The following is a 13,995-nucleotide window of genomic DNA, read 5'->3' as shown; positions in this document are numbered from 1 at the left end:
GCCGCCGCCGCCGCGCAGGACGAGGTGCCCGTCGGCGTTGCCCCGGGTGTGCATGATCGCCGGGGTGCCGGAGACGTCGATGCCGGGGAAGACGTGCGGCACCCCGGCGGCCCGGATCGCGTCCACGGCCGTGCCGATGCTGCCGTCCGGGCGGTTCTTCATGCCGATCGGCATCGACAGGCCGGAGGCGAGCTGCCGGTGCACCTGGCTCTCCACCGTCCGCGCGCCGATGGCGCCCCAGGCCACCGTGTCGGCGATGTACTGCGGGGTGATCGGGTCGAGGAACTCGCAGCCCACCGGCAGGCCCAGGCGCAGTACGTCGAGCAGGAGCGCCCGGGCGGTGCGCAGGCCCGCGTTGACGTCGCCGGAGCCGTCCAGCCCCGGATCGTTGATCAGACCCTTCCAGCCCACGGTGGAGCGCGGCTTCTCGAAGTAGACCCGCATCACCACCAGCAGGTCGTCGGCGACCCGGTCGGCGGCGGCGCGGAGCCGGTGGGCGTAGTCGAGCGCGGCGGCCGGGTCGTGCACCGAGCAGGGGCCGACCACCACCAGCAGGCGGTCGTCGGCGCGGTCCAGCACCCGGCCGACGGCGCGCCGGCCGGTCAGCACGGCCGAGGCGAGCGTGTCGTCCAGGGGCAGCTCGTGGTGCAGCAGGGCGGGGGTGGTCAGCGGCACGACGCGGTCGATCCGCTGATCGCTGACCCGATCGGTCTCCGGGGTCGTCACGGTGGGTGTCCTTCCGCCGACCGTGCCCCGGGGCCGGTGCCCGGGTCGAGCCGGCTGCTCGTACGCAAAAGGGCAGGAACGAAAGCTCCTGCCCGGCCGGCTCGATGGCGGTGACGTCAGATCATGGTGAAGTCACCGGCGTGCGAGCCGGCTGCCTAAACCATCGATACGAACGCGTCACGCGGCCCAGCGTACCCGACGGCCCGGCAGGGTCCACCCGGTCGTCGGAAAACGCTCCCGACACGTTCACCTTCGTCGATGCGATCGGCGGTAGCTTCATCGACACCGACCGCTGCTCGTCCGGAGGTTCCGATGGATCGTCGTACCGTCCTGCGCGCCACCGTCGCTGGCGCCGCCGCCTTCTCCGGCAGCCTCTGGGCGGGCGCCGCCCTGGCCGCCCCGGCCCAGCCCGGCACCAGCCCGTACGGGCCGCTGGGCGCCGCCGACGCGCGGGGCATCCAGCTCCCCGCCGGCTTCACCAGCCGGGTGATCGCCCGCTCCCGGCAGGCGGTGCCCGGCACGTCGTACACCTGGCACGACGCGCCCGACGGCGGCGCCTGCTTCGCCGCCGGCACCGGCTGGATCTACGTCTCGAACTCCGAGATCGCCACCACCGGCGGGGTCTCCGCGGTGCGCTTCGCCGCCGACGGCAGCATCGTCTCCGCGTACCGGATCCTGTCGAACACCAACCGCAACTGCGCCGGCGGCGCGACCCCGTGGGGGACCTGGCTCTCCGGCGAGGAGGTCAGCCGGGGCTACGTCTACGAGACCTGGCCGCAGGGTGACCGGGCCGGCGTGCGGCGCGCGGCGATGGGGCGCTTCACCCACGAGGCCGCCGCCTGCGACCCGGACCGCCGGGTCGTCTACCTGACGGAGGACGAGACCAGCGGCTGCTTCTACCGGTTCCGGCCGACCACCTGGGGCGACCTCTCCGCCGGCACCCTGGAGGTGCTGGTCGCGGGCACGGGCACCAGCGGCCCGGTGAGCTGGGCGCGGGTGCCCGACCCGGACGGCTCGCCCACCTACACCCGCGACCAGGTCTCCGGGGCGAAGAGGTTCAGCGGCGGTGAGGGCTGCTGGTACGCCGACGGCACCTGCTGGTTCACGACCAAGGGCGACAACCGGGTCTGGGCCTACGACGCGGTGAACCAGCGCATCGACCTGGCGTACGACGACTCGTTGGTCTCCGGGACGGCACCGCTGACCGGGGTGGACAACATCACCGGCACCCCCGGCGGCGACCTCTACGTGGCCGAGGACGGCGGCAACATGGAGATCAACATCATCACGCCGGCCGGGGTGGTCGCCCCGTTCCTGCGGATCACCGGCCAGTCCTCGTCGGAGATCTGCGGTCCGGCGTTCTCGCCGGACGGCAGCCGCTTCTACTTCTCGTCGCAGCGCGGCACCACCGGCTCCTCCTCCGGCGGCATCACCTACGAGGTGCGCGGCCCGTTCCGCTCCTGAGCGCGGCCCCCTGCCGACGGCGGTCCGTTCCGCTGCCGAGGCGGCCCGCCGCCGCGCCACGGTCGCGGCCGGGCGCCGGTGGCCCCGCGACGCCCGCCGGCGCCGCCGCGACCGGGCGGGCGTGCCCGACACGCCGGCGGGGTATGTGGGCGGGCATGAGTCACGAGCAGAGCGACCAGGAACGGGTGGAGTCCCGCGCCCACCTGCTGCCCGAGGAGGCGGCGGTCGGCAGCGACGACCCGCAGGCGCAGGCGGGCGCCATCCTCGAGGAGTCGGACATCCGGGAGGAGGACCGCAACGCCGCGCCGGACACCGTCCTGGAGCGGCGCACCTCCGATCAGACGGTGACCCCCATCGAGCCCCCCGACTGAACCCGGGCCCCGCGCGCCCGCTGCGAGGCCGGATAGGTGTGCTCCCGCAGCCAGGCGATCGGGCCCGCCGCCCGCAGCCCCGGCGGCAGGTTGCCGACCGGGTCGAAGGCCAGCGCGGCGTCCTCCCGGGCGCTGAGCTGGTCGCCGAGGCTGACCTGACCGAACGGCCGCCACGGCCCGACCGCGGACGCGACCGCAAGCACCAGCCGCGGCGCGTCCGCCCGGGCGGCGGCGGCCACCTCGGCCAGACTGCGGCCCAGGTCGGGCGACTCCGGGTCGGCCAGCGCGGCCAGGAACAGCCGCCGCCGGCCGGCCCGGAACGACATGATGGTGCTGTACGTCCCGGCGAAGCGACGCCGGGGCAGCGGCAGGTTCCGCAGCACCGGCGGGGCCCCGCTGGAACTGACGAGCAGGTCGAACGGCCGGCCGGAGTCCCGGTGCAGCCGCACGGCCAGGCCCAGCACGTCCGGCCAACTGCCCGGCGTGGGCACCCCCTTGGAGAGGCGGACGGTCGCCGGGAAGCGCCCCGGGGCGTCCAACAGCGGAACCCCGGTCGGCGGCCCCGGCGTACCCCACACGGTCACCTCGCCGGTGAAGGAGCGGCCCGCGGGGTGCAGCAGGCGGGCCCGGCGCAGCCGGGTCAGGGCGGCGGTCGCGCGGTCGACCGCGACGGCGGCCCGGTCGGTCACGGTGGCGGCAGGCGGCATCCTCCCCCCGTACCCGGCCGTCGACGGTCGATGCCTCGCCGCGAGCGGCGTGTCCCGTCCGGCCCGCCTGATCGGATAGCGTCGTGCCATGCCCGACAGCGGTTACCCCTGGCCCATCGAGACGACCCGACTGGACAACGGCCTGCGCGTGGTGGTGAGCGAGGACCGCACGGCGCCCGCGGTCGCCGTGAACCTCTGGTACGACGTCGGCTCCCGGCACGAGCCCACGGGGCAGACCGGCTTCGCCCACCTCTTCGAGCACCTGATGTTCGAGGGCTCCGTCAACGTGGCGAAGACCGAGCACATGAAGCTGGTGCAGGGTGCGGGCGGCTCGCTCAACGCCACCACCAACCCGGACCGCACCAACTACTTCGAGACCGTCCCGGCCGAGCACCTGGAGCTGGCGCTCTGGCTGGAGGCGGACCGGATGGGCGGCCTGGTCCCGGCGCTGACCCAGGAGACGCTGGACAACCAGCGCGACGTGGTGAAGAACGAGCGGCGCCAGCGCTACGAGAACGTCCCCTACGGCGACGCCTGGCTCCGGCTGCTGCCGCTGCTCTATCCGCCGGGGCACCCGTACCACCACGCCACGATCGGGTCGATGGCCGACCTGAACGCCGCCGACCTGGCCACCTTCCAGGCGTTCCACCGGACGTACTACGCGCCCAACAACGCGGTGCTGACCGTGGTGGGCGACGCCTCCGCCGCCGAGGTCTTCGCGCTGGCCGACAAGTACTTCGGCGCGATCCCGCCCCGCGAGGACATCCCGCCCGCGCCCGACGGCCGGACGGTCCCGGTGGCCGGGCGACCGGCCGTGGAGACGGTCACCGGCGACGTCCCGGCGCCCCGCGTCTACGTCGCGCACCGCACCCACGCCTTCGGCAGCACCGGCTACGACGTGGTGACCGTGCTCGCCACCGTGCTGGGCAGCGGCCGGGGCAGCCGCCTCTACCAGCGCCTCGCCGACGGGGAGCGGATCGCCCAGCCGGACCTCGTCGGCGCGTACGGGGTGGACCTGGCGCACGCCCCCGCGCCGCTGATCGCCACCGCCACGGCCCGCCCCGGCATCAGCGGCGAGCGGCTGGCCGCCGGGCTGGCCGAGGTGGTCGACGAGCTGGCCACCGTGCCGGTCACCGCCGCCGAGCTGGACCGGGCCAAGTCCCTGCTCACCACCATGTGGTGGCGGCAGATGTCCACTGTGGACGGCCGGGCGGACACGCTCGGGCGTTACGCCACCCAGTTCGGCGACCCGGCGAAGGCCGCCGAGCGGCTGCCGGCCTGGCTCGCGGTGACCGCCGAGCAGATCGCCGAGACCGCCGCCGAGGTGCTCGCCGCCGACGACCGGGTGACCCTGACCTACCTGCCCGAGGAGAAGCCCTGATGACGCTGATCACCGACCGTCCCGGGCCGGGCGTCGCCCGCCCCTACCGGTTCCCGCAGGTGGTCCGCCGCACGGTGGCCGGCGGCCAGGTGGTCGCCGCACACCTGCCCGGGCAGAACCTCGCCGTGGCGCTGCTGCTGCTCGACGCGGGCGCCGGGCGCGAGCCGACCGGCAAGGAGGGGCTCGGCGGGGTGCTCGCCAAGGCGCTGGAGGAGGGGACCGCGCAGCGGGACGCGACCGCGTACGCGCTGGCGATCGAGGCGCTCGGCACCGAGCTGGTGACCGGGCTGGACTGGGACTCGTTCCAGGTCAGCGTGCAGGTGCCGGTGGAGCGGCTGAGCGCCGCCGTGGAGCTGCTCGCCGAGGCGGTCCGCACCCCGAAGCTGGATCCGGACGACGTCCGGCGGGTCCGCGACGACGAGGCGACCGCGCTGCGGATGGACTGGGCCAACCCCGGTCCCCGCGCCGACGCGGCGCTGCGCGCGGACCTGTTCGGCGCGGAGAACCGCTGGGGCCGCCCCATGTACGGCGACCCCGACTCGGTGGCGGGGCTGGACGTCGAGGACGTCACCGTCTTCCACTCCGAGTGGTTCATCCGCCCCGGCACGCTGGTCGTCGCCGGCGACCTGGACCGGCTCGACCTGGACGCGCTCGGCGCGACGGCGTTCGCCGGCACCGGCGGCGGGCCGGTCGACCGCGGCGGCCCGATCGAGGTGGCGACCCGCCCCGGCCGGCGCGTCATCCTGGTGGACCGCCCCGGCTCGGTGCAGTCCACGCTGCGGCTGGGCCACCCGTCGCCGCACCGCGCCCACCCCGACCACGTGCCGATGACCCTCGCCGGCACGGTGCTCGGCGGGGCGTTCACCTCCCGGCTCAACCACCTCATCCGCGAGGTGCGCGGCTACACGTACGGCATCCGGGGCGACTTCGCCTCGTCGCGCCGGTTCGGCCGGTTCGCGGTCAGCTCCGGCGTGCAGACGGCGGTCACCGCGCCGGCCCTGGTCGAGGCGGTCGGCGAGATCACCCGTACCCAGGAGACCGGGGTGACCGAGGAGGAGCTGGCGGTGGCGCGTTCCTGGCGGGCCGGCCAGCTCTCCGTCGAGCTGCAGAGCCCCCGGGCGATCGCCTCGGCGCTGACCACCCTGGTCGTGCATGACCTGCCGGACGACTACCACGCCCGGCTGCGGGAGTCGCTGCTCGCCGCCGACGTGGCGCAGGTCTCCGCGGCGGCCGCCGCGCACCTGCACCCGGAGGCGCTCACCCTGGTGGTGGAGGGCGACGCCGCCGTGATCCGCGACGAGCTCACCGCCACCGGCCTGGGCGACCTGCTCGACCACGCCTCCTGACCGGTGCCGGGGCGGTGTGATCTGGGTCGCGCCGTCCCGGCCGCGGGCCGTCCCGCCCGGGGCCGGGGCCGACGCGAATGCTCCGGCGGGGCGACCCGGGGGGCGGTGGTTCTTCCGGGCCGCCGGGCCGATCGACGGCGTCGTTCCGGCCCCGCCCCACCCCGGGCGTGACCGGCGCCACCGCCCGAGCCGGCCCCCCGCCCGCCCGGGCGGTGGGAAAGCGTTCCCGGTCGGGTCGCCGGGCTGGGTAGCCTCGCGGGCATGAGGATCGGCATTGTGGGGGCCACCGGCCAGGTCGGTGGCGTGATGCGGCAGGTGCTGGCGGAGCGGGAGTTCCCGGCGGAGCAGGTGCGGTTGTTCGCCTCGGCACGGTCGGCCGGGCGCACCCTGCCCTTCCGGGGCGGCGAGGTGACCGTGGAGGACGCGGCCACCGCCGACTACTCCGGGCTCGACATCGTGCTCTTCTCGGCCGGCAAGGGCACCGCGAAGGAACTCGCGCCCCGGGTCGCCGCGGCGGGCGCCGTCGTCATCGACAACTCCTCGGCGTTCCGCATGGACCCCGAGGTGCCGCTGGTGGTCGCCGAGGTAAACCCGCACGCCGCCGCCGTACGCCCCAAGGGGATCATCGCCAACCCGAACTGCACCACGATGGCCGCGATGCCGGTGCTGCGCCCGCTGCACGCCGAGGCGGAGCTGGTCGCCCTGGTCGTCTCGACCTACCAGGCGGTCTCCGGCGCCGGGCTGGCCGGCGTGGCCGAGCTGGACGAGCAGGTCCGCAAGGTCGCCGAGCACGCCACCGGGCTCACCTTCGACGGCGCGGCCGTGGAGTTCCCCGCCCCCCGCTCGTTCGCCCGGCCGATCGCGTTCAACGTGCTCCCGCTCGCCGGCTCGATCGTCGACGACGGCTCCTTCGAGACCGACGAGGAGCAGAAGCTGCGCAACGAGAGCCGCAAGATCCTGGAGATCCCCGGGCTGAAGGTTTCCGGCACCTGCGTGCGGGTGCCCGTCTTCACCGGCCACTCGTTGCAGATCAACGCCCGGTTCGCCCGCCCCGTCACCCCGCAGCGGGCCCGCGAGCTGCTCGACGGCGCCCCCGGCGTCGCGCTGAGCGACGTGCCGACGCCGCTCGAGGCCGCCGGCCAGGACCCGACCTACGTCGGCCGGATCCGCGCCGACGAGACCGTCGAGCACGGGCTCGCCCTGTTCTGCTCCAACGACAACCTGCGCAAGGGCGCCGCGCTGAACGCCGTGCAGATCGCCGAGCTGGTCGCCGCCGAGCGCCGCTGACCGACGCGCGTGCGACGGGCCCCCCCCGGTTCGCGGCGGGGGCCCGTCCAGTCCGGGGTACGCGGGGATGTGCCAGCGGCCGTACGCCGTGGTTCGATGGGAGCGGCGTGACGGTCGATCGGGAGGATGCCGTGGCGGACGACGAGACCCGGCGGGCGTTGGCGAACCTGGTCGCGGGACACCGGCTGGGGGTGCTGGCGACGCTCAGGCGGGACGGGCCGCCGCAGCTCTCCACCGTCATCTACGCCTTCGACCCGGAGTCCGCCGTGATCCGGGTGTCGGTGACCGACGGCCGGGCGAAGACGGCCAACCTGCGCCGCGACCCCCGGGCCAGCTTCCACGTCGGCAGCGAGGACGGCTGGGCGTACGCGGTGGCGGAGGCGCGCGCCGAGCTGACGCCGGTGGCCGCCGACCAGGACGACGAGACCGTGGCGGAGCTGGTCGACCTCTACCGCGCGATCCAGGGCGAGCACCCGGACTGGGCCGACTACCGGCGGGCGATGGTCGCCGAGCGCCGCCTCGTGCTCCGGCTGCACGTCGAACGCCTCTACGGCATCCCGCCACGCGGCTGATCCGGCCCGCGGTCCGGTCGCGGCCCGGCGGCTGGATTCCGGCCGTCAACGAGGTGGCCACGGCCTCGGCCACGCTGCGCCACCCACGGGTTTCTGGCGACGGTGTCACGCGACTCCCGTTCGTCGTCGCTCATCCGGTCGCGTAGCGGCCCTCCGGCACCGCCCGGGCCCTCCGGACCGCACCGCGTTACCCCGCCCGGCCGGCGGGTAGACGGCCGGTGCCGACACCGAGAGGGGAGCACCATGACAACGGTCGGAGAGTTCATGACGACCCGGTTGGTGACGATGGACGGCAACGACACGCTGACCGCCGCGGCGCAGGAGATGCGCGACAGCGCCATCGGCGACGTGGTGGTGACCGATGGCGACGATGTCGTCGGTATCGTGACGGACCGGGACATCACGGTCCGGGGCGTGGCGGAGAACATGGACCCGAACTCGACCCCGCTCAACCGGATCACCAGCAAGGACGTGATCACGGTGAGCCAGTACGACGACGCGGTGGCCGCCGCCGACCTGATGCGGACCTACGCCGTCCGCCGGTTGCCGGTCATCGACGACGGGCGGCTCGTCGGCCTGGTCTCGATGGGTGACCTCGCCGTGGAGCGGGAACCGCAGTCGGTGCTCGCCGACATCAGCGCCGACGAACCGAACAACTGACGTCCGCCGCGGCGTGCCGGCTCTCCGACCGGGGAGCCGGCGTCGCGGCTTCCGGGGCGGGGTCAGGACGGGTCGACGGTGACCCGGACGTCGGCGGCGCCGCGCGCGGCGGCCACCGAGGCGGCCTCCGCGTCGAGGTCCTTCCGCGCCCGGGGCGGCAGCGCGGCCCACGGCGTGACGGTCACTTCCAGCACGCCCCGGCCGGCCTGCTTCGCCCGCCAGGTGCCGGCCACGTCGCCGGCCACGAGCAGCGCCCCGGGGTTGCCGATGACCCGCCAGAGCTGCGACTGGCGGGCCCGGTCGGGGACCAGCACGTCCCGGTCGCGGGCCTGGAGGAAGGGATCGCCGGGCGGCAGCAGCCGGACCCCCGGCAGGGGCCGCGCGCCGCGCAGCGCGTCGAGCCGCTCCGCCGGCAGCCAGGCCCGCCGGCCGTCCACCCGTACCTCGGCGAGCCCTTCCGGCCAGACGGGGCGCAGCGCGGTGGCAGTGGTGCCGAGGAAGCCGGCGATGTCGGCCGGCGTCGCCGGCCCGAGCAGCCGCAGGCAGGTGAGCACCCGGGCGGTGGTGCCCGCCGCCCGCGCGGGGGGCCCGGGCCAGCCCGGCAGCGGCGCGAGCGTCGTCGCCCGCCCCGACACCTCCAGGCGTACGCCGCCGGCGAGGCCGGCCTGCTGGAACAGCGACCCGGAGACGTGCCGGGCGCCGCACGGGCCACAGTCGTACGTCAGCTCGGCGGGCACCCGGTCGCTCACCGCGCGGCTCGCCTCGCCGCGGGCCGTCGGCGCGGTCACCACCTCCGCGAACGCGCGCGCCACGGCCTCGAACGCGGCCAGTCCCAGCTTGGCGCCCTCGCGGATCTGGCCGGCGATCCGGCGGGTGGCGTCGGCGTCGCCCAGCGGCCAGATCGCGGCGGCCAACGCCGGCAACCCGGCGCGGCGGTGCAGGTGCGGCGCGCCCCGCATCGACCAGACCAGCTCCAGCCGGTCGTCGTCGAAGGCCGTCACGCCCCGGGCGGCGAGCGCCAGCCGGGCGGAGCCGTGGGGCGTGTCCTGCACGCCCAGCTCCGTCACGGCCAGGTCGGCGGGCCGCCGCGCCGGACGGTCCAACTCCTGCGCGACCGCCCGGTAGGCGAGGACCCGCTCCCGGCCGACCTCCGGACCGCCGCCCGCCATACCGACCTCCGCCGCCGTCTCGACCTGCCCCGCAGGCTACTGCCGCGGTACGACCCCGCCGCCGGCGCGACTCACCCGATGCGGGCGAGGTTGACCCCGCACCGGACGGGGACCCCGGGTCGGGACATGACCGACGGGAGGAGAGGACCCGATGGTGGACGCGACGACGAGGTTCCTCGAGGACCTCGACCAGCGGGAGTACGAACCCCTGCTGGCGAAGTCCTCCGGGACCCTGCGCCTGGACCTGCACGAGGGGGCGCAGACGACGCACTGGCTGTTGCGGATCGACCGGGGCCGGGTGCAGGTGAGCCGGGAGGACCAGGAGGCCGACACGGTGGTCGGCACCAGCCCCGCGCTCTTCGAGGACCTCGCCACCGGCCGGGAGGACGGGGTGGCGGCGCTGCTGCGGGGGGACATGACGGTGACGGGGGATCTCCGGCTGGTGTTGCAGCTGGAGCGGCTCTTCCCCAGCCCGCCGGACTCCCACGGCCCCCGCCGGCGCTTCCAGGGACAGCGGGAGGTGCACTGATGGCGCAGAGCAACACGATCCGGATCCTGGACGGCAGCACCTTCGTGGTGTCGGAGGACACCGGGGACATCGAGGCGACACCGAGCGAGCCGACCGGGTTCTTCTCCCTCGACACCCGGTTCCTGTCCACCTGGGTGCTGAAGGTCAACGGGGAGCGGCTCAACCCGCTCTCGTACGACGACCTCCAGTACTACGAGGCCCGGTTCTTCCTGGTGCCGGGGATGGCGACGCACTACATCGACGCCAAGTTGTCGATCATCCGGGAGCGGGCGGTCGGAGGCAGCTTCCGGGAGCAGCTCACCATCCTCAACCACGACGAGAAGCCGGTCGACCTGGAGATCAGGATGGACGCGGCGTCCGACTTCGCCGACCTGTTCCAGGTCAAGGACGAGATCCTGAACAAGAAGGGCGAGATCTACACCGAGGTCGAGACCGACCGGCTGCGCCTGGGCTACCGACGGGGCAACTTCACCCGGGAAACGGTGATCACCGCGTCCCCGCCGGCGCGGTACGACCGCAACGGCTTCGCGTACACGATCCACCTGGAGCCCAACGAGCAGTGGGAAGCCCAGATCGACGTCAAGACCCTGGCGCTCGGCCCGGGCGGCCGGGACCTGCGGATGGGTCTGCGGGCGCACGGCACCGAGCGGCTGGCCCTCCAGCACGACCTGGAGGAGTGGATCGCCAGGGCCCCCAAGGTGAACAGCCAGCACGACCGGGTCGCCGCGACGTACCGCCGGAGCATGATCGACCTGGCCGCGTTGCGCTTCTCGCCGCTCTCGCTCGGCGGCGCGGCCCTGCCGGCCGCCGGCCTGCCGTGGTTCATGACGATGTTCGGCCGGGACAGCATCCTGACCTGCCTGCAGACCCTGCCGTTCACGCCGGACCTGTCGAAGACCACGCTGCGGATCCTGGCCTCGTTGCAGGGCACCCGGTTCGACGACTTCCGCGACGAGGACCCGGGCCGGATCCTGCACGAGATGCGGTACGGCGAGACCGCCGCCTTCGAGGAGCAGCCGCACTCGCCGTACTACGGGTCGGTGGACGCCACCCCGCTGTTCCTGGTGCTGCTCGACGAGTACGAGAAGTGGAGCGGGGACGTCGAGCTGGTGATGGAGCTGGAGCGGGAGTGTCGCGCCGCGCTGAAGTGGATCGACGACTACGCCGACCTCGTCGGCACGGGCTACATCTGGTACGAGCGGCGCAACAGCGACACCGGCCTGGAGAACCAGTGCTGGAAGGACTCCTGGGACTCCATCTCCTACCGGGACGGCAAGCTGCCGCCGTTCCCCCGGGCCACCTGCGAGGTGCAGGGGTACGCGTACGACGCGAAGCTGCGGGCCGCCCGGCTGGCCCGGGAGTTCTGGGGCGACCCCGCGTTCGCCGACCAGTTGGAGCGGGAGGCGGCGGCGCTGAAGGAACGGTTCAACCGGGACTTCTGGGTGGAGGACGGCGAGTACTACGCCCTGGCCCTCGACCCGGACGGCCGCCAGTGCGACGTGCTGAGCTCCAACATCGGCCACCTGCTCTGGAGCGGGATCGTCGACCACGAACGCGCCGAGAAGATCGCCCACCATCTGGTCGGGCCCCGGCTCTTCACCGGCTGGGGGGTGCGGACGCTGGCCGAGGGGGAGGTCCGCTACAACCCGATCGGCTACCACAACGGCACGATCTGGCCGTTCGACAACTCGTTCATCGCCTGGGGCCTGCGCCGGTACGGCTTCGCCGAGGAGGCGGCGGTGATCGCCAACGGCATCCTCGACGCGGCCACCTACTTCGAGGGCCGGTTGCCGGAGGCGTTCGGCGGCTATCCCCGCGAGCTGACCAAGTTCCCGGTGGAGTATCCGACGGCGTGCAGCCCGCAGGCGTGGTCGACCGGGACACCGCTGCTGCTGCTGCGCACGATGCTCGGCCTGGAGCCGCACGAGGGGCACCTCGCGGTGGAGCCCCGGCTGCCGATCGGGATGGGCCGCATCGAGGTGCTGGACATCCCGGGGCGGTGGGGCCGGGTGGACGCGTTCGCCCGGGGCCGCCTCGACATGCACCGGCTCACCGACTGAGCGACCCGGCGCCGGCTTCACGTCCGGGCCGGCGCCGGCGGTTCGGCGCGACGCTCCGGCGTCGGCCGCTCTGGGCCGGGGGGCGTCGGGGTGGGGCGCCGGCGGTTGGGTCGACGTTCCGGCGTCGGCCGCTTCGGGCCGGGGGCTGTCGGGGTGGGCGTCCGTCGGCGTCCCGGCACCGGCCGTCCCGTGCCGGCGCCCCCGGCTCAGTCCTCCGGCAGGATGGTGTCGAGGAAGGCCGCGGTCACGGCCGCGAGATCCGGGCGGTCCAGGTCGAGCCCGTGGCCGCCGTGGGTGATCCAGCTGTGCACCGGGTGCCCGGCGGCCAGCAGCGCGGCGGTCAGGTCGACGGTCTGGCCGACCGGCACCGACCGGTCGTCGAGACCGTGCACCAGCAGCACGGGCACCCCGTTGCCGGCGTGCGTGGTCACGGTCGCGTCGACGGTGGCGGGGTCGCCCGCGGCCGGGGGGTGCCCGAGCAGGTCCGCCCACGGGTTGCCGTCGGGCCGCAGCCGCCACTGCACGGCGAGCGGGTCGGTCGGGGCCCACCAGGCCAGCGCGGCGGCGACGTCGTCGCGGCGGTCGACGCCGCGCAGCGCCAGGTGCAGGGCCAGGGTCGCGCCGGCCGAGTCGCCGCCGACCAGCAGCGGCAGCCCCGGGGCCGCCGCGCGGGCCCGCCGCGCCGCCTCGCGTACGTCGTCGAGCTGGGCCGGCCAGTGCGCCTCGTGGGACAGCCGGTAGGCCGCCTGGACCACCCGCAGCCCGTACCGGGCCAGCCCCGCGCCGTCCTCACCCGACCGGCCGCGCCATCCGCCGCCGTGGACCCAGAGCAGCACCCCGCGTTCCGTCATCCCGTCATCGTCGTGCCGCCCGGGTCACGAGGCCAGCCCGCTCTGCCGTGGGCAGACGCCGAGCTGTACGCGGCCCGCCGGCGCGGCGTCCCGCCATGGCGTGATCCGCAGCCCGGCGGGGTAAATTCGCGCCATGCCGGAACTCGTGTACCCGCCCGTGATCGCCGCCGCCAAGACGATGTTCCGGGTCCTGGACCTCAAGATCACCGTCGAGGGCGCCCACCACGTCCCGCGTACCGGCGGGGCGGTGATGGCCAGCAACCACGTCAGCTACCTCGACTTCATCTTCTGCGGGCTGGGCGCGCACCCGGCGAAGCGGCTGGTGCGGTTCATGGCCAAGAAGTCGGTCTTCACGCACAAGGTGTCCGGCCCGCTGATGCGCGGGATGGGGCACATCCCGGTGGACCGGCGGGCGGGCGCCGGGTCGTACGCGACGGCGGTCAGCGCGCTGCGGCGCGGCGAGGTGGTCGGCGTCTTCCCGGAGGCGACGATCAGCCGCTCGTTCACGGTCAAGGAGTTGAAGAGCGGGACCACCCGGATGGCGGCCGAGGCCGGCGTGCCGGTGCTGCCGGTGGCGCTGTGGGGCACCCAGCGGCTCTGGACCAAGGGCCGCCCGCGCACCCTCACCCGCCGGCACACCCCGATCACCATCCTGGTGGGCGAGCCGATGGACCCCGCCGCCTACCCGGACGCCAACGCGATGACCGTCGACCTGAAGACGCGGCTGAGCGCCCTGGTCGACCGGGCCCAGCGGGAGTACCCGGACCAGCCCGCCGGCCCCGACGACACCTGGTGGCTCCCGGCGCACCTGGGCGGCACCGCGCCCACCCCGGAGGAGGCCGCCGCCCTCGACGCCCCCGCCCGTCGCACCC

Annotated in this window: 14 protein-coding genes; 10 read left to right on the top strand and 4 right to left on the bottom strand. The window is 74.8% G+C overall.

Translation table 11 applies throughout. The features are described from left to right. On the bottom strand, positions 1-726 hold a 726-nt coding region (locus tag ACSNOB_RS29430; protein WP_436690403.1), incomplete at its 3' end, for a 3-deoxy-7-phosphoheptulonate synthase. 312 nt (positions 727-1,038) lie between these two features. Between ACSNOB_RS29430 and ACSNOB_RS29425 the strand changes: the two genes are divergently transcribed. Next, a complete protein-coding gene (locus ACSNOB_RS29425; protein ID WP_436690401.1) occupies positions 1,039-2,190 on the top strand; it encodes an alkaline phosphatase PhoX in 1,152 nt (383 codons plus the stop codon). A 155-nt stretch (positions 2,191-2,345) separates the two neighbouring features. Next, positions 2,346-2,561: a hypothetical protein gene (locus tag ACSNOB_RS29420; protein WP_436690399.1), complete on the top strand. Its 216-nt coding sequence runs from the start codon at positions 2,346-2,348 to the stop codon at positions 2,559-2,561. Here ACSNOB_RS29420 and ACSNOB_RS29415 read toward each other — a convergent pair. Next, positions 2,528-3,268: a phosphodiesterase gene (locus ACSNOB_RS29415; RefSeq protein ID WP_436690397.1), complete on the bottom strand. Its 741-nt coding sequence runs from the start codon at positions 3,266-3,268 to the stop codon at positions 2,528-2,530. The genes ACSNOB_RS29420 and ACSNOB_RS29415 overlap by 34 nt on opposite strands. 88 nt (positions 3,269-3,356) lie before the next feature. Here ACSNOB_RS29415 and ACSNOB_RS29410 point away from each other — a divergent pair, with 88 nt between their 5' ends. From ACSNOB_RS29410 to ACSNOB_RS29390, 5 genes are all read left to right on the top strand, one after another. After that, on the top strand, positions 3,357-4,649 hold the full coding sequence (locus ACSNOB_RS29410; protein WP_436690395.1) for a M16 family metallopeptidase: 1,293 nt from the start codon (positions 3,357-3,359) through the stop codon (positions 4,647-4,649). After that, the gene (locus ACSNOB_RS29405; protein WP_436690393.1) at positions 4,649-5,995 is read left to right on the top strand and encodes a M16 family metallopeptidase; all 1,347 of its coding nucleotides are present in this window, start codon (positions 4,649-4,651) and stop codon (positions 5,993-5,995) included. Before ACSNOB_RS29410 ends, ACSNOB_RS29405 begins: the two co-directional genes overlap by 1 nt. A 261-nt stretch (positions 5,996-6,256) precedes the next feature. After that, positions 6,257-7,282, top strand: coding sequence for an aspartate-semialdehyde dehydrogenase (locus tag ACSNOB_RS29400; protein WP_436690391.1), 1,026 nt, complete (start codon positions 6,257-6,259; stop codon positions 7,280-7,282). Between the two features lie 131 nt (positions 7,283-7,413). Beyond that, a complete protein-coding gene (locus ACSNOB_RS29395) occupies positions 7,414-7,854 on the top strand; it encodes a PPOX class F420-dependent oxidoreductase (protein WP_436690389.1) in 441 nt (146 codons plus the stop codon). 243 nt (positions 7,855-8,097) lie between these two features. Further along, positions 8,098-8,514 (top strand): CBS domain-containing protein, encoded by a 417-nt coding sequence (locus ACSNOB_RS29390; RefSeq protein WP_393110438.1) that lies wholly within the window; start codon positions 8,098-8,100, stop codon positions 8,512-8,514. Between the two features lie 62 nt (positions 8,515-8,576). Here the strand turns inward: ACSNOB_RS29390 and ACSNOB_RS29385 are convergent, their stop codons facing one another. Next, entirely contained in the window at positions 8,577-9,683 is a 1,107-nt protein-coding gene (locus ACSNOB_RS29385; protein WP_436690387.1) for a DNA glycosylase AlkZ-like family protein, read from the bottom strand. 151 nt (positions 9,684-9,834) lie between these two features. On the opposite strand from ACSNOB_RS29385, the gene ACSNOB_RS29380 reads away from it, so the two are divergent. Further along, the gene (locus ACSNOB_RS29380) at positions 9,835-10,212 is read left to right on the top strand and encodes an SCP2 sterol-binding domain-containing protein (RefSeq protein ID WP_436690385.1); all 378 of its coding nucleotides are present in this window, start codon (positions 9,835-9,837) and stop codon (positions 10,210-10,212) included. Next, positions 10,212-12,272 (top strand): amylo-alpha-1,6-glucosidase, encoded by a 2,061-nt coding sequence (locus ACSNOB_RS29375; protein ID WP_436690383.1) that lies wholly within the window; start codon positions 10,212-10,214, stop codon positions 12,270-12,272. Before ACSNOB_RS29380 ends, ACSNOB_RS29375 begins: the two co-directional genes overlap by 1 nt. A 206-nt stretch (positions 12,273-12,478) precedes the next feature. On the opposite strand, the gene ACSNOB_RS29370 is transcribed toward ACSNOB_RS29375, so the two are convergent. Beyond that, positions 12,479-13,123 carry an alpha/beta hydrolase gene (locus ACSNOB_RS29370; RefSeq protein ID WP_436690381.1) on the bottom strand — a complete coding sequence of 215 codons (645 nt, stop codon included), beginning with the start codon at positions 13,121-13,123 and terminating at the stop codon, positions 12,479-12,481. A 133-nt stretch (positions 13,124-13,256) separates the two neighbouring features. Here ACSNOB_RS29370 and ACSNOB_RS29365 point away from each other — a divergent pair. Next, a partial coding sequence (locus tag ACSNOB_RS29365; RefSeq protein WP_436690379.1) for a lysophospholipid acyltransferase family protein occupies positions 13,257-13,995 on the top strand: 739 nt, incomplete at its 3' end.

This window comes from Micromonospora sp. URMC 106, assembly GCF_051386395.1.
Lineage (GTDB): Bacteria > Actinomycetota > Actinomycetes > Mycobacteriales > Micromonosporaceae > Micromonospora.
This window is presented reverse-complemented; position numbering and strand designations above follow the sequence as displayed.